The organism is Streptomyces sp. NPDC046759 (genome assembly GCF_040645475.1).
Taxonomy (GTDB): Bacteria; Actinomycetota; Actinomycetes; order Streptomycetales; family Streptomycetaceae; genus Streptomyces.
Genome location: NZ_JBEYYJ010000045.1, coordinates 38,470 through 58,399, shown reverse-complemented (window position 1 = coordinate 58,399; position 19,930 = coordinate 38,470). Strand labels below are relative to the sequence as shown.

At 70.5% G+C, this 19,930-nt stretch carries 19 protein-coding genes and 1 rRNA gene; 16 read left to right on the top strand and 4 right to left on the bottom strand.

What is annotated here, in order from left to right; translation table 11 throughout:
- From rrf to ABZ919_RS38560, 10 genes are all read left to right on the top strand, one after another.
- Window positions 1–85: ribosomal RNA gene (gene rrf / locus ABZ919_RS38605) — 5S ribosomal RNA — on the top strand; the annotation flags it as partial.
- Between the two features lie 60 nt (window positions 86–145).
- Window positions 146–790: an HAD family hydrolase gene (locus ABZ919_RS38600; protein ID WP_361258058.1), complete on the top strand. Its 645-nt coding sequence runs from the start codon at window positions 146–148 to the stop codon at window positions 788–790.
- Window positions 791–883: 93 nt separating this feature from the next.
- Entirely contained in the window at window positions 884–1,615 is a 732-nt protein-coding gene (locus ABZ919_RS38595) for a VC0807 family protein (RefSeq protein WP_361258055.1), read from the top strand.
- Between the two features lie 80 nt (window positions 1,616–1,695).
- Complete coding sequence (locus tag ABZ919_RS38590) at window positions 1,696–2,913, top strand: MFS transporter (protein ID WP_361258053.1); 1,218 nt, start codon at window positions 1,696–1,698, stop codon at window positions 2,911–2,913.
- Window positions 2,864–4,036 carry an acetoin utilization protein AcuC gene (locus tag ABZ919_RS38585; protein WP_361258050.1) on the top strand — a complete coding sequence of 391 codons (1,173 nt, stop codon included), beginning with the start codon at window positions 2,864–2,866 and terminating at the stop codon, window positions 4,034–4,036. Before ABZ919_RS38590 ends, ABZ919_RS38585 begins: the two co-directional genes overlap by 50 nt.
- 132 nt (window positions 4,037–4,168) lie before the next feature.
- Window positions 4,169–4,984, top strand: coding sequence for a phosphatase (locus ABZ919_RS38580; protein ID WP_361258048.1), 816 nt, complete (start codon window positions 4,169–4,171; stop codon window positions 4,982–4,984).
- A gap of 129 nt (window positions 4,985–5,113) precedes the next feature.
- The gene (locus ABZ919_RS38575; protein WP_121791081.1) at window positions 5,114–5,326 is read left to right on the top strand and encodes a helix-turn-helix domain-containing protein; all 213 of its coding nucleotides are present in this window, start codon (window positions 5,114–5,116) and stop codon (window positions 5,324–5,326) included.
- A 136-nt stretch (window positions 5,327–5,462) separates the two neighbouring features.
- Window positions 5,463–5,561 (top strand): AURKAIP1/COX24 domain-containing protein, encoded by a 99-nt coding sequence (locus tag ABZ919_RS38570; protein ID WP_003948845.1) that lies wholly within the window; start codon window positions 5,463–5,465, stop codon window positions 5,559–5,561.
- A 227-nt stretch (window positions 5,562–5,788) separates the two neighbouring features.
- Window positions 5,789–6,868: an NAD-dependent epimerase/dehydratase family protein gene (locus ABZ919_RS38565; RefSeq protein ID WP_361258045.1), complete on the top strand. Its 1,080-nt coding sequence runs from the start codon at window positions 5,789–5,791 to the stop codon at window positions 6,866–6,868.
- A 14-nt stretch (window positions 6,869–6,882) separates the two neighbouring features.
- The gene (locus tag ABZ919_RS38560; RefSeq protein ID WP_361258042.1) at window positions 6,883–7,956 is read left to right on the top strand and encodes a lysophospholipid acyltransferase family protein; all 1,074 of its coding nucleotides are present in this window, start codon (window positions 6,883–6,885) and stop codon (window positions 7,954–7,956) included.
- A 70-nt stretch (window positions 7,957–8,026) separates the two neighbouring features.
- Here ABZ919_RS38560 and ABZ919_RS38555 read toward each other — a convergent pair whose 3' ends face one another.
- The 3 genes from ABZ919_RS38555 to ABZ919_RS38545 all read right to left on the bottom strand — a co-directional run bounded on the left by ABZ919_RS38555 (window position 8,027) and on the right by ABZ919_RS38545 (window position 11,613).
- Entirely contained in the window at window positions 8,027–9,259 is a 1,233-nt protein-coding gene (locus ABZ919_RS38555) for a DUF5667 domain-containing protein (RefSeq protein WP_361258039.1), read from the bottom strand.
- A gap of 235 nt (window positions 9,260–9,494) precedes the next feature.
- Window positions 9,495–10,274 (bottom strand): ECF subfamily RNA polymerase sigma factor, BldN family, encoded by a 780-nt coding sequence (locus tag ABZ919_RS38550; RefSeq protein ID WP_361258036.1) that lies wholly within the window; start codon window positions 10,272–10,274, stop codon window positions 9,495–9,497.
- Between the two features lie 409 nt (window positions 10,275–10,683).
- The gene (locus ABZ919_RS38545) at window positions 10,684–11,613 is read right to left on the bottom strand and encodes an HAD-IB family hydrolase (protein ID WP_361258033.1); all 930 of its coding nucleotides are present in this window, start codon (window positions 11,611–11,613) and stop codon (window positions 10,684–10,686) included.
- Window positions 11,614–11,740: 127 nt separating this feature from the next.
- Here ABZ919_RS38545 and ABZ919_RS38540 point away from each other — a divergent pair, with 127 nt between their 5' ends.
- From ABZ919_RS38540 to ABZ919_RS38520, 5 genes are all read left to right on the top strand, one after another.
- Window positions 11,741–12,022 carry a glutaredoxin family protein gene (locus ABZ919_RS38540; protein WP_361258030.1) on the top strand — a complete coding sequence of 94 codons (282 nt, stop codon included), beginning with the start codon at window positions 11,741–11,743 and terminating at the stop codon, window positions 12,020–12,022.
- Between the two features lie 280 nt (window positions 12,023–12,302).
- Window positions 12,303–13,064, top strand: coding sequence for a redox-sensing transcriptional repressor Rex (locus ABZ919_RS38535; RefSeq protein ID WP_361258027.1), 762 nt, complete (start codon window positions 12,303–12,305; stop codon window positions 13,062–13,064).
- Window positions 13,061–14,743: a glutamyl-tRNA reductase gene (locus ABZ919_RS38530; protein ID WP_361258024.1), complete on the top strand. Its 1,683-nt coding sequence runs from the start codon at window positions 13,061–13,063 to the stop codon at window positions 14,741–14,743. Before ABZ919_RS38535 ends, ABZ919_RS38530 begins: the two co-directional genes overlap by 4 nt.
- Window positions 14,740–15,735 carry a hydroxymethylbilane synthase gene (gene hemC / locus ABZ919_RS38525; protein ID WP_361258021.1) on the top strand — a complete coding sequence of 332 codons (996 nt, stop codon included), beginning with the start codon at window positions 14,740–14,742 and terminating at the stop codon, window positions 15,733–15,735. The genes ABZ919_RS38530 and hemC overlap by 4 nt, the downstream gene beginning before the upstream one ends.
- The gene (locus ABZ919_RS38520) at window positions 15,732–17,444 is read left to right on the top strand and encodes a bifunctional uroporphyrinogen-III C-methyltransferase/uroporphyrinogen-III synthase (RefSeq protein ID WP_361258018.1); all 1,713 of its coding nucleotides are present in this window, start codon (window positions 15,732–15,734) and stop codon (window positions 17,442–17,444) included. The genes hemC and ABZ919_RS38520 overlap by 4 nt, the downstream gene beginning before the upstream one ends.
- 208 nt (window positions 17,445–17,652) lie before the next feature.
- Here the strand turns inward: ABZ919_RS38520 and ABZ919_RS38515 are convergent, their stop codons facing one another.
- Window positions 17,653–18,645: a phospholipase D-like domain-containing protein gene (locus tag ABZ919_RS38515; protein WP_361258015.1), complete on the bottom strand. Its 993-nt coding sequence runs from the start codon at window positions 18,643–18,645 to the stop codon at window positions 17,653–17,655.
- 262 nt (window positions 18,646–18,907) lie between these two features.
- Here ABZ919_RS38515 and hemB point away from each other — a divergent pair, with 262 nt between their 5' ends.
- Window positions 18,908–19,909 (top strand): porphobilinogen synthase, encoded by a 1,002-nt coding sequence (gene hemB / locus ABZ919_RS38510; protein ID WP_361258012.1) that lies wholly within the window; start codon window positions 18,908–18,910, stop codon window positions 19,907–19,909.
- The last annotated feature ends 21 nt before the right edge of the window (window positions 19,910–19,930 follow it).

The following is a 19,930-nucleotide window of genomic DNA, read 5'->3' as shown; positions in this document are numbered from 1 at the left end:
TTACATTCCGAACCCGGAAGCTAAGCCTCACAGCGCCGATGGTACTGCAGGGGGGACCCTGTGGGAGAGTAGGACACCGCCGAACAATTCTTGAGAAAGGCCCACGCCATGAGGCGTGGGCCTTTCTGCGTTTATGCTCGGTCCTATGCGCCACGACCTGATCATCTTCGACAACGACGGAGTGCTCGTCGACAGCGAGCCCATCTCCAATCGGCATCTGGCCGCCTATCTGACCGAGTTGGGGCACCCGACGGCGTACGAGGACTCCATCCGGGACTACATGGGTTCGGCGATGCACCGCATCCATGAGCTGGTGCTGGAGCGGACCGGGCAGCGCCTGCCGGACGACTTCGACGACGTCTTCCACGCGCGTGTGTTCGCCGCGTTCGAGCGGGAGTTGCGGCCCGTGGCCGGCGTGGACGGGGTTCTGGAAAAGCTGGCCGCGGACGGGGTGCCGTACTGCGTGGCCTCCTCCGGGAGCCATGCGCGGATCCGGGTCGGGCACCGGACGACCGGGCTCGACCGGTGGTTCTCTCAGGAGCGCGTCTTCAGCTCCGAAGACGTCGGCCGGGGCAAGCCGGCGCCGGACCTCTTCCTGTACGCCGCGCAGCGCATGGGTGTGACACCGGAGCGGTGCCTGGTCGTGGAGGACTCTCCGCTGGGCGTACAGGCGGCCGTGGCGGCCGGGATGACCGTCTACGGGTTCACCGCGATGACGCCGGCGGCGAGGCTGGCGGGCGCCGACCAACTCTTCTCCTCCATGGGCGAGTTGGCTGACCTGCTGGTTTGACGGAAGCCATTGCCGGATGCCTGACAATTGTCATGCGGACGTCCGGACGAACGTTTCTACTGGCGGACCCCCTGCGGCGGCGAAGCTGAGGGCATGACGAAGAACACGGGGGCCCACGGCCGGACCGAGCAGCAGAAGCAGAACCCGAGCGTGCTGGACAACTTCAAGCCGCTGCTCGTGGACGTGGCGGTGCCGCTCGGGTCGTACTACCTCTTCAGGGACGGCTTCGGGACGAGCACGATCGCCGCGCTCGCCTGGAGCAGCGTGGTGCCGGCGGTGCGGACCGTGTGGAGCCTGGTGAAGGAGCGCACGGCCAACGGACTGGCGATGCTCATCCTGATCGTGAACGTCGTGGGCCTGGTGCTGAGCTTCGTGTCCGGTGACCCGCGGCTGATGCTCGCCAAGGACAGCGGGATCAGCAGCACGATCGGGATCGGGATCCTGGTCTCCGTGGTGCTGGGGAAGCCGATGATGACCGCGGGTCTCAAGCCGTTCATGGTGAAGGGGGACGCGGCCCGGGAAGCTGCATGGGACCGGCTCATGTCCGGGGCCGCGGCCGGGTCCCGGGACTTCCGGAGCAGGGAGAAGGTCTTCTCCGTGATCTGGGGCGGGGTGCTGCTCGCGGAGTGTGTCGCGCGGATCGTCGGGGCGTACACGATCCCGGTGGACACCATGGTGTGGCTCGGTTCGGTCATCATGATCGGATCCATCGTGCTGGGCACGGTGCTCTGTGGTCCGCTGGCCGCCGGTCCCATGGAGGCCATGGTCAGCGCCGAGGTGAAGACCGCGGAGGCCCAGCAGGCCGAACTGGCCGCCGCTGCCTGAGCCGTGGCCGGTGAAGCTGAGGGAAATTCATCTTTGGCTGGATCTACCCACAGGTAGCCCTGGGCCCTACGCTCGCCGCCATGACCGATGTGCTGCGGCGCGGTAGGGCCTCGCTGGCGTTCAGCTTCTTCGCGCAGGGCGCCACCTTCGCTCTGCTGGTGACGCGCATCCCGGCCATCCAGGACCGGTACGGCGTCTCCGACGCGCTGCTGCCGGTCTTCCTGGCCGCCGTACCGGTCCTCGCCGGCGTCGGCAGCGTGACCACCGAGCAGTTGGTGAAGCGCATACGTCCCAGCCGGTTGCTGCGCTGGTCCCAGCCGGTGGTGCTGCTGGCGCTGCTGGGCGCCGGGGCGGGCGGGCGGATCGCGGAGCTGGCCGTGGCGCTGGGCGCGTTCGGGCTGGCCGTGGGCGCGTTGGACGCCTCCATGAACATGCTCGGGGTGAGCCTGCAGCGGTCGTACGGGCGCAGCATCATGCTCAGCTTCCACGCCGCGTACAGCCTGGGCGGGATCCTGGGCGCCTCGCTGGCGTGGGCCGGCGCGCACTGGCATCTCGCGCTGTGGGTGTCGTATCTGCCGGTGGTGGCCGTACTGCTGCCGGCGACGCTCGTGGCTAGCCGGGGGTACGTCGACGGGGGGCCGGGGCTCCCGGGGGAGCAGCAGGGGCAGGGCGGGGGCGGGGGTGTCGTCTTCAAGCTGCTGCTGCCGCTGTGTCTGGTGATGACCTTCGCCTACATCGGGGACTCGACCGTCTCCAACTGGAGCGCGAAGTATCTGAAGGACGTGCTGGGCAGCTCGGAGCAGCTGGCGACGGTGCCGTACAACGTGTACATGGTGACCACGCTGCTGGGGCGGGCCATCGGGGACTTCGGAGTGCGGCGGTTCGGTGCCGTGCCGGTGGTGCGGCTCGGGGCGCTGGTGGCGGCCGGTGGCTTCGCCGTGGTGGCCTCGGCGCCCGGGGCGTGGTTCGGGATGCTCGGGTTCACGCTGTTGGGTCTGGGGCTGTGCGTCCTGGTGCCGCAGACGTTCGCGGCGGCGGGGCGGCTGTTCCCAGGGGCCTCTGATGCGGCCGTCGCACGGCTGAACATCTTCAATTACGTGGGGTTTCTGGTCGGTTCGCCGTTGGTGGGGGCGCTGGGCGACGCCTGGAGCTATCGGGGGGCCATGCTGGTGCCGATGGTGTTGGTGCTGGTGACGTTGGTGTACGCCAGGTCGTTCGCGGCTCAACCGGACCGATACGGTGGCGGGCATGAGCGGCCGCGCACAGCTGATGTGGGACGAGGCAGTAACGGGCTATGACTTCGGCCCGGACCATCCGATGGATCCGGTCCGGCTGGCACTGACCCGGAAGCTGGTGGGTGCCTTCGGGCTCGACCGGGAGCTGGAGGTCGTCGCGGCCAAGCCGGCCGGCGAGTCGACCCTGCAGCTGGTCCACCGCGAGGACTACATCGACGCCGTGAAGGCCGCGTCCGCCGATCCGGCGGCCGCGGACGTGACGTACGGGCTCGGAACCCTCGACGATCCCGCCTTCGCGGGGATGCACGAGGTGTCCGCCTTGATCGCGGGGCAGTCGGTGGGGGCCGCCGAGTCGGTGTGGCGGGGGGACGTCGATCACGCCGTGAACTTCGCGGGTGGGCTGCATCACGCGATGCCGGGAGGCGCTTCGGGGTTCTGTGTGTACAACGACGCCTCGCTGGCCATCGCCCGGCTGCTGGAGCTGGGGGCGGAGCGGGTCGCCTATGTGGATGTCGACGTGCATCACGGGGACGGGGTGCAGGCGGCGTTCTGGGAGGATCCGCGGGTTCTGACGATCTCGCTGCACGAGCATCCCCGTACCTTGTTCCCGCAGACCGGGTGGCCGCAGGAGACCGGGGCCGGTGCGGGGGAGGGCGCGGCGGTGAACGTGGCGCTGCCGGCGGGGACCGGGGACGCGGGGTGGCTGCGGGCGTTTCACGCGGTGGTGCCGGAGTTGCTCGCGGAGTTCCGGCCGCAGGTGCTGGTGACGCAGCACGGGGCCGACACGCACTTCGAGGATCCGCTCGCGCATCTCGCGGTGTCGCTGGACGCGCAGCGGGCCGTGCAGGTGGCGTGTCACGAGATGGCGCACGAGTACGCCGGGGGGAAGTGGGTCGCGCTCGGTGGGGGCGGCTATGCGGTGGTGGAGGTGGTGCCGCGGTCATGGACGCATCTGGTGGGGATCGCGGCGGGCCGGCCGGTGGCGCCGGAGACGATGATCCCCGAGGGCTGGCGGCAGGAGGTGTTCGCCCGGACCCGGCAGTCGGCGCCGCGGCGGATGACGGACGGGCGGTGGCCGGTGAGCTGGGCGTCGTGGGAGTCGGGGTACGACCCCGCGGACCGGCTTGATCAGGCGGTACTGGCCACGCGGCGCGCGGCGTTTCCGCTGCGGGGGCTTCTGCCCTGAGCCGACCAGGGGGCTCCGCGCCGCCCCCCCGTTTCCGCCCCTGTCGACCGGACCGGGTGCCGTTACGCCAACCGTGCGCACTTCCCCCTGTTCCCGTCCCGCCCCCGCCCACGATGAGCCACCATCGCACCCATGACGACCAGCAGGGCCCTGCGTGACCATCTGCTGGCTGCCGGGCTTGCCGGGAAGGTGGGGACCTCCCGGGAGGACAGTCTGCGGAGCTATCGGCTGTTCGCTGCCCGGGATCCGCGCGTACTGATCGGAATTGACCCCGAAGGGCCGTGGGGGCAGCGGGATCTACTGCTCCTGATGGCGGAGAAGTGCGGGGTTTCGGCCGATCCTCGGCACACTTCGGGGCCGGATGTGATCGATCCGGAGCGGACACTGTCCGCGCTGGACGCCTTCGCGGAGCGGATCCACGACGTCGCGCGACGCGGCGGGCCCGTGTTGTTCGGGACCGGGCATCCGCAGCGGCTGCTCGGGTTCTACGCAGGCTTGGCGGACGCGCTCTCGGCGGCGGGGTGTGACGTGCTCACTCCGGCGCAGGGTCGCTGTGTCGACATATTGACCCGGTTCGGCCTACGTACGTGCGCACTGGACTACGCACGAGGTGTCGGGTTGGTGCGGGAAACCGACGGTGGGCGCCCCGGTTGTGAGCCGGGCCTGCACTGTCATTCGCCGCTGCCGGTTCGGGTCGTGCTCGAGGCCGCCGCGGAGTGCGGCGGGCCGCTGCCCGAGCTGGTCGTCGGGGACCACGGCTGGGTCTGCGGCGCTGGTCAGCTGGGGTTGGAGGCCATCGGTCTGGCCGACACCGACGATCCGGCGCTGTTCGTGGGGGAGGCGGAGGGGCGCGTGTCCGTCGTCGTTCCGGTTGATGACGCGGTGCGGTCCGAGTACTACCGTCCGCTCACCCGCTACGTACTCAAACGAGCGTGTCTGTCACAGTAGGCCTGCGATGGGTGCACCTCTTCCCCACTTGCATCACCCGCCCCTACATTGGGGAGTGAGCACGCAACGACGAAGAGTCACCGGAAGGGGAAGCCGGTGGCCGTCGAGTGCGGAAGGTTCAGGTGTGTCATGGCTGCAGCTGGCGAGAGGCCTCTGAACGAGGTTCAGTTCCTTACCGTGGCGGAGGTCGCCTCGGTGATGCGAGTGTCGAAGATGACCGTGTACCGCCTGGTGCACAGCGGTCATCTGCCCGCGATCCGGGTGGGGCGGTCCTTCCGCGTCCCGGAGCAAGCGGTACACGAGTACCTCCGGGACAGCTATGTGGGGGTGGAGACGGCCTGACGGCAACCCCCCGGTGACCCCGGGGTACCCCCTCGATTACGACCTGGGCGCTCGGTTGGGTAGGCTAGCCCCTCGTAGGTCGTGTGGGCCCATGGCGCCCAAACAACCGAGTGATGAGAAGTGAGCGAGGGTAGTCGTGGGCTCTGTTATCAAGAAGCGGCGCAAGCGGATGGCCAAGAAGAAGCACCGCAAGCTGCTCAAGCGCACGCGCGTTCAGCGCCGCAACAAGAAGTAAGCGGCGCGGCTGGAGCGTGTCCCTGTGGCCCCCCATCAGCTACTGGTGGGGGGCCACAGGCATGTCCGGGGTACCCGCACGGTGGTACCCGGCGTATTCCGAACAGTGAATTTCCGTCACTTCGTGCATCGGGTGGTCATCACAGCGCAACATCAACCCGCTAAGTTGGCCGCACGGGGCGACGCGGGACACGGGTAACGCGAGACGCGAGAAGGAAGGCGCTGGTCTTGGGGAAGGTCGTGCTCGTCACCGGAGTGGCCCGGCAACTGGGCGGCCGGTTCGTACGGCGGATCCAGCGGGATCCGGAGGTCGACCGGGTGATCGCCGTGGACGCGCTGGCGCCGGCGCACCATCTGGGCGGGGCAGACTTCATCCAGGCCGACATCCGGCTGCCGACGATCGCCCGGGTGCTCGCCGAGACCGGCGCCGACACGGTCGTCCACATGGATGTGACGGGCACCGCGCTGGGCAGCGGGAACCGGGCCACGGTCAAGGAGACCAACGTCATCGGCACCATGCAGCTGCTCGGCGCCTGCCAGAAGTCGCCGACCGTGAAGCGGCTGGTGGTGAAGTCCAGCACCAACGTGTACGGCTCGGCGCCGCGCGATCCGGCCGTGTTCACCGAGACGACCCCGCCGAAGTCGCTGCCGAGCGGCGGGTTCGCCAAGGACGCCGTCGAGGTCGAGGGGTATGTGCGCGGGTTCGCCCGGCGCCGGCCGGACGTCGCCGTGTGCGTGCTGCGGTTCGCCAACATCCTCGGGCCGGGCGCGGAGACCCCGCTCGCCTCCTACTTCGCGCTGCCCGTGCTGCCCACCGTGTTCGGCTACGACCCGCGGCTGCAGTTCGTGCACGAGGACGACGTCGTCGAGGTGCTCAGGATCGCCTCGCACGAGCCGCGCCGGGGCACCCTCAACAGCGGCACGTTCAACATCGCCGGGGAGGGTGCGCTGCTGCTCTCGCAGTGCTCGCGGCGGCTCGGGCGGCCGACCGTACCCCTGCTGCTGCCCGCGGTCACGTGGGCGGGCTCGTTGGTGCGTACGCTCGGTATGACGGACTTCTCGCCGGAGCAGATCCGGCTGCTCACGCACGGACGGGTGGTGGACACCGTGCAGATGAGGGAGACGCTGGGCTTCACGCCCAGGTACACGACGGCGGAGACGTTCGCGGACTTCGCGCGCGGCCAGGGCCCCGGGCTCGTGCCGCCGGAGGCCCTCGCGGGGGCCGTGGACCGGATCGCCGCGCTGGCCGCGAGGAGCGGCGGCAGGCCCACGACCCACAGCGCCGACAGTGCCGACGGCGCCAACTGAGGAGCGCAGCAACGATGGCGGACGCCAAGGTCATTCCGTTCGACGACGACCGGTCCCGCGGGAGCTCCGCACAGCGCCCGGCGCGCCGCCGGGGCGCGGGCAGCCGGCGTGGCACCCTCGGCGAGGCCGGGGAGATGGGTGAGGTCCAGCCCCTGCCGGGGCGGGACCGGGCGCGGGAAGATGGGCCTGTGAGCCGCGAGGAGAAGCCGGAGGAGTCCCTGGAGCAGTCGGACGCCGGCGGGCAGGGCGGTGGCCTGGAGCGGCGTGTGGCGGCCGGGCTGGCCTTTCTGCGGCGCCGGCTGACCGGGGACTACGACGTCGACGACTTCGGCTTCGACGAGGAGCTGACCGACCAGGTCCTGATGTCGCTGCTGCGGCCGGTGTACGAGAAGTACTTCCGGGTCGAGGTGAAGGGCATCGAGAACATCCCGGCCGAGGGTGGGGCGCTGATCGTCGCCAACCACTCGGGGACGCTGCCGCTGGACGGGCTGATGATGCAGGTCGCCGTGCACGATAACCATCCGGCCGACCGTCATCTGAGGCTGCTGGCCGCGGACTTGGTCTTCGTGCTGCCGGTGGTCAACGAGCTGGCCCGCAAGCTGGGGCACACCCTGGCCTGTGCGGAGGACGCCGAGCGGCTGCTGGCCCAGGGCGAGCTGGTCGGTGTGATGCCGGAGGGCTTCAAGGGCATCGGGAAACCTTTCAGCGAGCGGTACAAGCTGCAGCGGTTCGGGCGGGGCGGCTTCGTGTCGACCGCGCTGCGCCAGGGCGCGCCGATCATTCCGTGCTCGATCGTCGGGGCGGAGGAGATCTACCCGATGATCGGCAACGCGAAGACGCTGGCCCGGGTGCTGGGATTTCCGTACTTCCCGCTGACGCCGACGTTTCCGTGGCTGGGGCCGCTGGGCGCGATTCCGCTGCCGACGAAGTGGACGATCCAGTTCGGGGAGCCGATTCCCACGGAGGGGTATCCGGCGGAGGCGGCCGAGGATCCGATGCTGATGTTCAATCTGACCGATCAGGTGCGGGAGCAGATCCAGCACACGCTGTACAAGCTGCTGGTGCAGCGGCGGTCGGTGTTCTTCTGATTCCCGGCCGTATGGCACCGGGGGCGTCCCGCTCGGGTGGGGCGCCCCCGGTGCCGCAGCAGTACCGGCGCTAGTGCGTGTCCTCGCCTTCGATGCCCAGGCCCGGGAGGAGGCCGGGCAGGAGCGGGGGCAGGGTGACGTCCGGGGCGGCCGTCGGGGGTTTGCTGCTGGACGGGGTGCTGCTGTTCGTGCCGGTCTTCGGCGGCTCCAGCAGGCCGCCCGTGTCGCCGCCGAGCAGACCCTCGCCGCTGCTGCCGGTGGCCGAGCTGCTCGGGCCGCCGGTGCTGGTGTGCCGGCCGGACGACGGGGTGTGGCCGGACGAGCTGGGCGCCGCCGACCGGTGGCCGCCGGTGGATCCGGTGGTTGCCGAGCCGGAGCCCTGCTGCTTGCCGTCGCCGCCCTGGGCGGGCGACTGCGGCAGCAGCGACTGCAGCGGCGCGACCTCCTGGTCTATGGCGTCGAAGACCGACGACACCTGCTCTTTGACGTCCCCGAGCTGGACCGGCAGTTTGTCGCTCAGCGCGGTCCAGGCCTCCCGGTGGGAGCGGGAGAAGGCGGACAGTGCCTGGATGGGGCCGAGGGAGCCGGGATCGGCCTCGTAGGCCTCGTGGAGCAGGCGGTGGCCCTCGGTGACGTCGCGCTGCATGCCGGAGAGCGTGCGGCGGATCTCGCCGATGGACTCGTGGTCGAGGTGGCCGCCGCGGCCGCGCTCCATCAGCCGGCGGGCCTCGTTGAGCCGGGTGGAGGCCTGGTCGAGATAGGTCTGGCCGCGCTGGTCGTCGCCGTCGGCCAGGTAGTTGAGCTTGAAGTCCTCGATGCTGCGTTTGAGGCCGTACAGCGAGTCGCCGGGCAGCGCGTCGGAGCTCGCGGCGGCGACTCCGCCGAAGGCCCCGGCGGCCACGCCGACGCTGAGCCCGCCCGCGGCGAGCCCCTTGGTCAGCCGGGACCGCGGGCGGAGCTTGCCCAGCGGACTCGCCCGGTGGGCGCCTTTGGCCCGGTGGGAGCGTTGTTCCGGTACGGGCGTGTCCGCCGCCCCGGTTCCCTCCTGGAGCATGGCCTCCATCGCGGCCACCAGCTGGGCGCGCTGGACGACCTTGACATCGGGGTCGAGCTGCGGCTTGGGCAGTGCGCCGAGGCCCGCGACGAGGACCAGCAGTTCGCCCTGCTCGCTCTGGTCCTCGACGGTCGGCGGGAAGCCCGCCGGGGGTACGGACTGCTCGGCCGCCGTGTCCCGGTCGGACTGCTCCTCCAGGGCCTGGGCGAAGGCGTTCGCCCGCCGGTGCGCCGATACGTTCGCGATCACTGGCGGCACCTCCTCTCGTCATGACGGTCGACTCCCCAGGGGGTCCTGAGGGTTGCACGCCCGCGACCGGTTCACACGATCGAGCGATCAAGGTCGGCCAGGACGTGACCACAGGGAGCCTGTATCCCGCACAACGACTGGCGCGGCACTTGGGTTACGGACGACCGATGACCGGATCGGAAAGGCAACCGGCTTTCACGGAACGTGAGTTGGGTGTTGCCGAGAGTTGCCGGTCTCAGCGGGCGTCGTCCGGCAGGAGGCGGGCGAGCGTGCGTACGGCGCGGTACTGGAGGGTCTTGATGGCGCCCTCGTTCTTGCCCATGACACGGGCGGTCTCGGCGACCGAGAGGCCCTGGAGGAAGCGCAGCGTCACGCACTCCTGCTGCTGCGGGTTGAGCCGGCGTACCGCCTCGAGGAGCGCGGCGTTGGAGAGCGACTCGAGGACGGAGTCCTCCGGGGAGCGCTCGACCTCGTTGGCGTCGAGCATCTCGCCGGTGGTGACCTCCAGGCGGAAGCGGCTGGACTTGAAGTGGTCGGCGACGAGGTTTCGGGCGATCGTCACCAGCCAGGCGCCGAAGTCGCGGCCCTGCCAGGTGAAGGTGCCGATCCGGCGCAGGGCCCGCAGGAAGGTCTCGCTCGTCAGGTCCTCGGCGGTCGCTCGGCCGCCGACGCGGTAGTAGATGTAGCGGTACACGGTGTCGCTGTACTGGTCGTACAGCCGGCCGAAGGCCTCGGCCTCGCCCGCCTGGGCCCGCTCGACCAGGTCCATCATCCGGGCGCTGTCGCTGTCGGCGGCCGGGCGGCGTGCGGTGGCGCCGCCGGTGGAGCGCCCTCGTCTGCCGACGGCGGCGCTGCCCTCGGCCAGGGCGTAGCACGGGCCGACGGGCGCGCCGGTGGCGAAGGCGGGGACGGCGTACGCGGTGGGGACGAGGCCGCGCAGCGTCTCTTTGACCGTTGCGACCGTTGCGCGCAGCGTAGCCAGGCCCGAGGCGTCAACCCCGACGTGTGGGTACACGGGACTCCCAGAGGCAGAGCTTCCATCACGTGCAGTGCGGGACCGTTCACCCGTCGTGGCGACGGAGGGGTACCGGTTTGCGTCTGAGGAGAATAACGCTTCGTGCAGGCACTGCTACACCGAGTTGCTCAAATCATCGGTTGCGTCGCTTCTGTTACCGATTGACGCCCTATCAAGTGCCGTAAGCTGATCGCTTGTTGACCGAAATCTGGCCGATTTCGGCGAGGTACGGCGCGTGTTGGCGTGGCCGCGGCATAATCCGGGCGCGGCGGGACGGCGCCCGGACAGGACACGGGCGGTATCGATGTGCGGCTCCGCCGCGTGGGCGCGAGCGACCGGGGCGGGATCGGCGCCGGGTGACGGTCCACGCCCCCGGCGATCAGCCCCTGGGTGCGTGGGCGGGCGGGTGCTATCGGCGACGCCGGCTCAGTGCGATCGCGGCCGCGGTGCCACCGGCGACCGCGCCGACGCCGGCCGCAGCCGGGATGCCGACCTTCGCCGCCTTGCGGCCCGTGCGGTAGTCCCGCAGCCGCCAGTCCTTCTCGCGGGCGTGTCTGCGGAGCTTGGCGTCGGGATTGATGGCGTAGGGGTGGCCGACGAGGGACAGCATCGGGATGTCGTTGTGGCTGTCGCTGTAGGCCGCGCAGCGGGACAGGTCCAGCCCCTCCGCGGAGGCCAGGGCGCGTACCGCTTCCGCCTTCGCCGGGCCGTGCAGCGGCTCGCCGACCAGCTTGCCGGTGTAGATGCCGTCCACCGACTCGGCCACCGTGCCGAGGGCGCCGGTGAGGCCGAGGCGGCGGGCGATCACCGTCGCGATCTCCACCGGGGCCGCCGTGACCAGCCACACCTTCTGGCCGGCGTCCAGGTGGGCCTGGGCCAGCGCGCGGGTGCCGGGCCAGATGCGGTCCGCCATGTACTCGTCGTAGATCTCCTCGCCGATCGATGCGAGTTCGGCGACGCGGTGGCCCTTCACGATCGACAGTGCCGAGTCGCGGGCGTCCTGCATGTGCTCCGGGTCCTCGACGCCGGCCAGCCGGAACCACGCCTGCTGCCAGGCGAACTTGGCGAGGTCGCGTGTCTCGAAGAACTTCCGCTTGTACAGGCCCCGGCCGAAGTGGAACAGCGCGGCGCCCTGCATGACGGTGTTGTCGAGGTCGAAGAAGGCAGCCGCCTTGTCGTCGCCGATCACCGGGAACTCCGGTTCCGCTTCGGTGACCTGCGGGGTTTCCTGCGCTTGTTGCGAGGACTTGCGGGCAGCCTCCGCCGAGGCCTCGCCTGCCAACACGCTGCGCGCCGTGGCGGAGCGCCTACGGGGAGTGAGCCATCCGAGAGCGGCCATGTCGTGAGCATAGCCAGTTTGTTCGGTGGTTCCGTCAGTCGCGAGGTTGGATGCGTGTGAACTCTCCACGACCGGGTCGTAAAGGAGCCGATCCGAAGCGGGCGCGCCGCGAGCGAGAATGGCCGGTATGAGTCCCCTTTTCCGGCGCAAGGCCGAGTCCGCCGCCTCTCGTGAGCGCCTCGTCACGCTGATCCGCAAGCCCGGCTGCCACCTGTGCGACGACGCGCAGACGGTGATCGAGAAGGTCTGCGCAGAACTCGGTGTGACCTGGGAGCCCAAGGACATCACCGAGGACCGGGCCCTCCACGACCAGTACTGGGAGCAGATCCCGGTCGTACTGATCGACGGTGAACAGCACACCTTCTGGCGCGTGGACGAGGAGCGGCTGCGCCGGGCACTGACCGACTAGTCCAAAGAGGTCGGAAAGTCGCTTAGGATCGTCGGCGGTCTGATCTCGGGGGCGGGATTCGTGAGGAGAGTGTGCGGTTTTGCCCCCAGTAACGAAGGAGCACCGGTGCGTATGCGCCGGTTCCCGTCGAGGGCGTGAAAGGTGCGTGACCCCGGTCACTTCTGCCGGGCAAATCGGACACCATCTTTGTGCACGCGTTCACAAAGACATAGCCTGCTGTCGACGGGGCGGTCTGGGGACGTATGACCGCCCACAGCCCCGCTCTACCCGCAGGAGCACCGTGGCAACTGGCCGAACACACCGACCGGCGACCCGTAGCCGAGGGATTCCCGAGGCCACCGTCGCCAGGCTTCCGCTGTACCTCCGAGCCCTGACCGCACTGTCGGAGCGCTCGGTGCCCACGGTCTCCTCCGAGGAGCTGGCGGCCGCGGCGGGGGTCAACTCCGCCAAGCTGCGCAAGGACTTCTCGTACCTGGGCTCCTACGGAACGCGCGGTGTCGGCTACGACGTGGAGTATCTCGTCTACCAGATCTCCCGTGAACTCGGCCTGACCCAGGACTGGCCGGTTGTGATCGTCGGTATCGGTAACCTCGGCGCCGCCCTGGCCAATTACGGCGGCTTCGCCTCCCGCGGCTTCCGGGTCGCGGCCCTCATCGACGCCGATCCGGCGATGGCCGGAAAGCCCGTCGCAGGGATTCCGGTGCAGCACACCGACGACCTGGAAAAGATCATCAAGGACAACGGGGTGTCCATCGGCGTCATCGCCACCCCGGCCGGTGCCGCCCAGCAGGTCTGCGACCGGCTCGTGGCCGCCGGAGTCACCTCCATCCTGAACTTCGCGCCGACCGTGCTGTCCGTCCCGGACGGCGTCGACGTGCGCAAGGTCGACCTCTCGATCGAACTCCAGATCCTCGCCTTCCACGAGCAGCGCAAGGCCGGCGAGGAGACCGCCGCGGGCGACGGCGCACTGCCCGCCACCACCCGCGACGCATCCGCCGACCAGGGGCCCGACGGGGACGTACCCGCCGTGATGCCGGCATGAGTCTCCTCGTCGTCGGGCTGAGCCACCGCAGCGCGCCGGTCAGCGTGCTGGAGCGGGCCGCGCTGAGCGCGGACGCCCAGACCAAGCTGCTGCAGGACACGGTCGCGGCCGAACCGGCCACCGAGGCCGCGGTGCTCGCCACCTGCAACCGCATCGAGCTGTACGCCGACGTGGACAAGTTCCACGCCGGTGTCGCCGAGCTGTCCACGCTGCTCGCCCAGCACAGCGGCGTCGGCCTGGAGGAACTGACCCCCTACCTGTACGTGCACTACGAGGACCGGGCCGTGCACCACCTGTTCTCGGTGGCCTGCGGCCTGGACTCGATGGTCGTCGGCGAGGGCCAGATCCTCGGGCAGATAAAGGACTCGCTGGCCAGGGCGCAGGATCTGCACACCGCCGGAAAACTGACGAACGACCTGTTCCAGCAGGGGCTGCGGGTCGGCAAGCGCGCCCACTCCGAGACCGGCATCGACCGCGCCGGCCAGTCCCTGGTCACCTTCGGCCTGGAGCAGCTGGCCGCCGGCGGTGACGTACAGGAATGGGCCTCCGGCCGGAAGGCGCTGGTCATCGGTGCCGGGTCGATGTCCTCGCTGGCCGCCGCGACGCTGGCGCGGGCCGGTGTCGGCGAGGTCGTCGTCGCCAACCGCACCTTCGAGCGCGCCGAGCGGCTCGCCCAGCTCCTCACCGAGGCCGACGACAACGCGGTGACCGCCCGCGCGGTACGGATGGACGCCGTGCCGGGCGAGCTGACACGTGCCGACGTCGTCGTCTCCTGTACCGGGGCGACGGGCCTGGTGCTCACGGCGGAGGCGGTCGCCCAGGCGGTCGAGGGCCGCACCGGGCAGCCGGCCGTCGCCGATGCCGCCGTTCCCGTGGCGAACCGCAAGGCACCGTCGCCGACCGCCGGCGTCGGTGCCGAGGAGAACTGCCCGCTGGACCTGGCCGCCGCACAGCCCGGCTTCTCCGTCATGGGCGAGGCCGCCGTCGCCGGCATGGACGCGGCCACCCTGGAGCAGCACGCGGCATGGGCCGCGGGCGGCACCATCGACCGCGCGGGCCGCCGTACCCCCGAGGCCGACGCCGAGCTGATCACCGCGCTCGCCGCGACGCTCGCCACCGTCGGCCGGATCCCCGAGCGGCGCAAGCCGGAGCCGGTGGCCGAGCGTCCGGCGCCCGTCTTCTTCCTCCTCGACCTCGCCATGCCCCGCGACATCGACGCGGCCGTGCACCGGCTGGCCGGGGTGCGGCTGGTCGACATCGAGTCGCTGGCGGAAGCTTCCGCCGACGCGCCGATGGCGGCCGATGTGGACCAGGTCCGGCGTATCGTCTCCGAAGAGGTCGCGGCCTTCGGCGCGGCACAGCGGGCGGCGCACATCACGCCCACCGTGGTCGCACTGCGCGCCATGGCCGCCGACGTCGTCGCCGGTGAGATCGCACGGCTCGACGGCCGCCTGCCCGACCTGGACGAACGCCAGCGCGGCGAGATCCGCCAGGCCGTGCACCGGGTCGTCGACAAGCTGCTGCACGCGCCGACCGTACGGGTCAAGCAGCTCGCGGCCGAGCCCGGCGGCGCCGGGTACGCGGACGCGCTGCGCACCCTGTTCGACCTCGACCCCGAGACGGTCGCCTCCGTCTCCCGGGCCGGGGACAGCACAGACAAGAAGGACCGACCGGCATGACTGAGAAAGCACTGAGGCTGGGGACCAGGCGCAGCAAGCTCGCCATGGCCCAGTCCGGGCAGGTGGCGGAGGCCGTCCACCGGGTGACCGGGCGGCCCGTCGAGCTGGTCGAGATCACCACGTACGGCGACACCTCCCGCGAGCACCTCGCGCAGATCGGCGGCACCGGTGTGTTCGTCACGGCGCTGCGCGACGCGCTGCTGCGGGGCGAGGTCGACTTCGCGGTTCATTCGCTCAAGGACCTGCCGACCACGCAGCCCGAGGAGCTGGTCCTGGCCGCCGTACCGGTGCGCGAGGACCCGCGTGACGTGATCATCGCGCGCGACTCCCTGAAGTTCACGGACCTGCCGCGGGGCGCCCGCATAGGCACCGGTTCGCCGCGCCGCATGGCGCAGCTGAACGCGTACGCCCGCGCGCACGCCCTGGACATAGCGACGGTCCCGATCCGGGGCAACGTCGACACCCGCATCGGGTACGTCCGTGACGGTGAGCTGGACGCGGTCGTGCTGGCCGCCGCCGGACTGAACCGGATCGGCCGGATCGACGAGGTGACCGACTTCCTGTCGGTCGACACGGTTTTGCCCGCCCCCGGCCAGGGGGCCCTGGCGATCGAGTGCGCCGCGGTGAACGCGGACCTGATCGCGGCACTCGGCGAACTCGACGACCCGTTCACACGGGCCGCCGTGACCGCCGAACGGTCACTGCTCGCCGCCCTGGAGGCCGGCTGCAGCGCCCCTGTGGGCGCGCTCGCCGACCTTCCCCCACTCTCGGCTCCGCTCGAGCGGGGGGACCCCCATGCCGACGAACAGATTGTCAAGGAAATGCGCCTGCGCGGCGTCGTCGGCACGACCGACGGCACCCGCATGGTGCAGCTGTCCACCACCGGTTCCGTGCCCCAGACGGAGAACCAAGCGTTGGCACTCGGTCGCGACCTCGCCACCGAGATGCTTGCCCAGGGCGCGGCCGGTCTGATGGGGGAGCGAGCACATTGAGCCCCACCGCCCTTCCTGCCGCCGGTCCGGAACACGGGCACGTCACCTTTCTCGGTGCCGGACCCGGAGATCCGGGACTGCTGACTCTGCGCGCCGTGGAGGCGCTGTCGAACGCGGACGTCCTGGTCGCCGAGCACGAGGTGCTCGACGTGATCCGGACGCACGCCCGACAGGGCGTCTGCGTCGTGCAGACGGACGCCGATCCCTCCTCGGTCTCGCCGCCGGGCACGGGCACGCCCCAGCTGACGGTCGTTGACGGCACGTCAACCACCGCCGCTGTCCCGGCTGTCGCCCGGGATGCCGCTCATCTTGTCATGGAGGCTGCGCGGGGCGGCAGGCGGGTCGTCCGTGCGGTGTCCGGGGACCCGGGACTCGATACGTACGCGGCCGAGGAAATGCTCGCCTGCGCCTCCGCCGGCGTGCCCTTCGAGGTGGTGCCGGGTGTCGCCGCGGCGGTCGGTGTGCCCGCGTACGCCGGTGTGCCGCTGCGCGACGCCGAGGGTGCGGACGTCCGGTTCGTGGACGCCCGTACGGCCTCGGACCGCTGCTGGACGGAGGTGGGCGCCTCCGACGGCACGGTGGTCGTCTCGACGACGCTGGACTCGGTGGCGGCCGCGGCGGGCGAGCTGGTCTCCGCGGGACGCAAGCCCGACACCCCCCTGACGGTGACGATCGCGGGTACGACGACCCGCCAGCGCACCTGGACGGCGACGCTCGGCACGATCGCCCAGACGCTGAAGCAGGCGAAGGTGCTGCCGTCCCCGGACGGCGGCCGACCGGTGATAGCCGTGGTCGGTGAGCGTTCCTCCGCCGCCCGGCGCGACCAGTTGTCGTGGTTCGAGTCCAAGCCGCTGTTCGGCTGGAAGGTGCTCGTGCCGCGCACGAAGGAGCAGGCGGCGTCGCTATCCGACCAGCTGCGGTCCTACGGCGCGGTGCCGCACGAGGTCCCGACGATCGCGGTTGAGCCGCCGCGCACGCCCCAGCAGATGGAACGTGCCGTCAAGGGCCTGGTCACCGGCCGCTACGAGTGGATCGCTTTCACGTCGGTCAACGCGGTGAAGGCCGTCCGGGAGAAGTTCGAGGAGTACGGCCTCGACGCGCGTGCCTTCGCGGGCATCAAGGTGGCCGCGGTGGGCGAGCAGACCGCGAAGGCGCTGGTCGCCTTCGGCGTGAAGCCGGACCTGGTGCCGAGCGGGGAGCAGTCGGCCGCCGGTCTGCTGGAGGACTGGCCGCCGTACGACCCGGTCTTCGACCCGATCGACCGCGTCTTCCTGCCGCGGGCCGACATCGCCACGGAGACCCTGGTCGCCGGTCTGATCGAGCTGGGCTGGGAGGTGGACGACGTGACCGCCTACCGGACGGTCCGCGCTTCGCCGCCCCCGGCCGAGACCCGCGAGGCGATCAAGGGCGGCGGCTTCGACGCGGTCCTGTTCACGTCCTCGTCGACGGTCCGGAACCTGGTCGGCATCGCGGGCAAGCCGCACAACGTGACGGTGATCGCGTGCATCGGCCCGGCCACGGCCAAGACGGCCGAGGAGCACGGTCTCCGGGTGGACGTCATGGCTCCGGAGCCGTCCGTCCACAAGCTGGCGGAGGCGCTGGCCGACTTCGGGATGAAGCGGCGCGCTGCCGCGCTGGAGGCGGGGGATCCGGTGACTCGGCCCAGTGAGCGGCGGCCGGGGGCGCGGAGGCGCCGCACGACAACCTGAGGTACCAGGGGGCTCCGCCCCCTGGACCCCGCCGGCCTGCCCACCCCCCACCGGAAACCGCCGGTTGGAGGGTGGGCTTCGGGCATCGCCCGGTCATCGCGGCGGTCTCGTCGTGGACGAGGTGCCACCGGTCCAGCGGGTGATCGTGGCGATGGCCTCCGCTCGGACGGAGTTCGGCGGAGGATGATCCGCCTGCCGCGCGTGCCGGTCAGGCCCCCGTACCGCCCGCATAGTCGCCGTTGAACGTCGTCTCGACCGTCTGGGCGACCGGCTGGGCCACGCCCGTGCCGGTCAGGATGATGCCCAGCTCGCGGTTGTTGCTGAGCGAGTTGCTGCTGATGTTCATGGAGCCGGCCTCGACCTCCTGGGTGGACAGGCCGTAGTCGGCGACCATCGCCTTGGCGTGGATGTAGAAGCCGTTGGGGTCGGAGTAGCCGACGACGGTGCCGCCGGCGGCCTTGACGGCGGAGACCTCGCTGGAGTAGCTGGAGGGGTTCTCCAGGACGACGCGGACCTTCACGCCGGCCTTGGCGCGGGCGACGATCGCGTTGACCACCGTGCTGTCGCTGAACTCCAGTTCCTCCACGTCCAACGTCTTGGTCGCGGAGTTGATGAAGGACACCAGGCGGTTGCGGGAGTCGGTGGGGGACCACAGCAGGTGGTCACCGTCGGTGGGGGTGACGGACGTCGCCGTGTAGTCGGCGTTGAAGACCTTCTCGATGGCGGCGACGTCGCGGGTGTCGTCGGTGAAGACGCCGTAGTCCCGGCTGGTCGTGTAGTACTGGGACGTCAGATTTCCCGTCATGACCAGGGACTTGACGCCGTCCACCGTGATCGTCTTCTGGTGGGTGTAGACGAAGGCCGAGGACGACCAGACCACGCCTATGCCCGCGTTCTTCAGGGACGTGTACGCCGGGTTGTTGGCGCTCTGGTGCTGGCGGTCGAGGATGACCCGGACCGTGACGCCCTTGTTCTTCAGGGCTATGAGGTCGTTGACGGCCGTGGTGTCCTCCAGCTCGTACATGGTCATGTCGAGCGTGCTGGTGGCCGAGTTGACGAAGTCGTAGATCGTGGGCTGGCTGCCGGTCTGGGAGAAGGCGAACGCCGAGTAGCTCGCGGCGTTCGCGGGTACGGCGGTGACGGCGACGGCGGTGCCGGCGGCGACGACGACGGCCGCACGGGTGAGGGCCTTCCGCAGCATGCGTGACTCCTGGGGTGAGCACCGGGAGGGGGTGGCGCGTGCATGACACCACGCGCGTAGAACGCTGGGGAGGACGGAGGATCCAGGGATGCCCAGGGGAGCGCAAAGACTTCGTATCCGCGCGCCGTTATGCCCGCGAATGGCGTGAATGGGCTGTCTGTGGGCCCCCTATGGGCCCGTCGCCGGGCTGACTGTGACTCCCGTCACCGGGCCGACAGGGCGTCGGCAAAGGAGGGGGCGCGGCGGGCGTAGCGTAGAACGCATGACGAAGTACGGATCCTTTCCCGGTACACGTCCCCGGCGGCTGCGCACCTCGCCCGTCATGCGCCGCATGGTCGCCGAGACGCGCCTGCACCCGGCCGACTTCATCCTCCCGGCGTTCGTCCGGGAGGGCGTGAGCGAGCCCGTGCCGATCGCCGCCATGCCCGGTGTCGTCCAGCACACCCGCGACAGCCTGAAGAAGGCCGCGCTGGAGGCCGTGGAGGCCGGAATTTCCGGGATCATGCTGTTCGGCGTGCCGGAGGAGGGCAAGAAGGACGCCCAGGGGACCGCCGGCACCGACCCGGACGGGATCCTGCAGGTCGCGCTCCGCGATGTGCGCGCCGAGGTCGGCGACGACCTGCTCGTCATGTCCGACCTGTGCCTGGACGAGTTCACCGACCACGGGCACTGCGGGGTGCTGGACGCCGAGGGGCGCGTGGACAACGACGCGACCCTGGAGCGGTACGCGGAGATGGCCCAGGTGCAGGCCGACGCCGGAGCGCACGTCGTCGGGCCCAGCGGGATGATGGACGGCCAGATCGGCGTCATCCGTGACGCGCTCGACCAGATCGGGCGCGAGGACGTGGCGATCCTCGCCTACACCGCCAAGTACTCCTCCGCTTTCTACGGCCCCTTCCGCGAGGCCGTCGGCTCCTCGCTGCAGGGCGACCGCAAGACCTACCAGCAGGACCCGGCCAACTGGCGCGAGTCCCTGCGGGAGCTGGAGCTGGACCTCGCCGAGGGTGCGGACATGGTCATGGTCAAGCCGGCCGGGCCCTACCTCGACATCCTCGCCCGCGTCGCGGACAGCGTGGACGTGCCCGTCGCCGCCTACCAGATCTCCGGCGAGTACTCGATGATCGAGGCCGCCGCGGAGAGGGGCTGGATCGACCGCGACCGGGCCATCTTCGAGACCCTGACCGGCATCAAGCGGGCCGGTGCACGCAACATCCTCACCTACTGGGCGACCGAGGTGGCCCAGAAGATGAGGCGGTCCGGCTGAATCCGGGACGCGTTCCCCGGG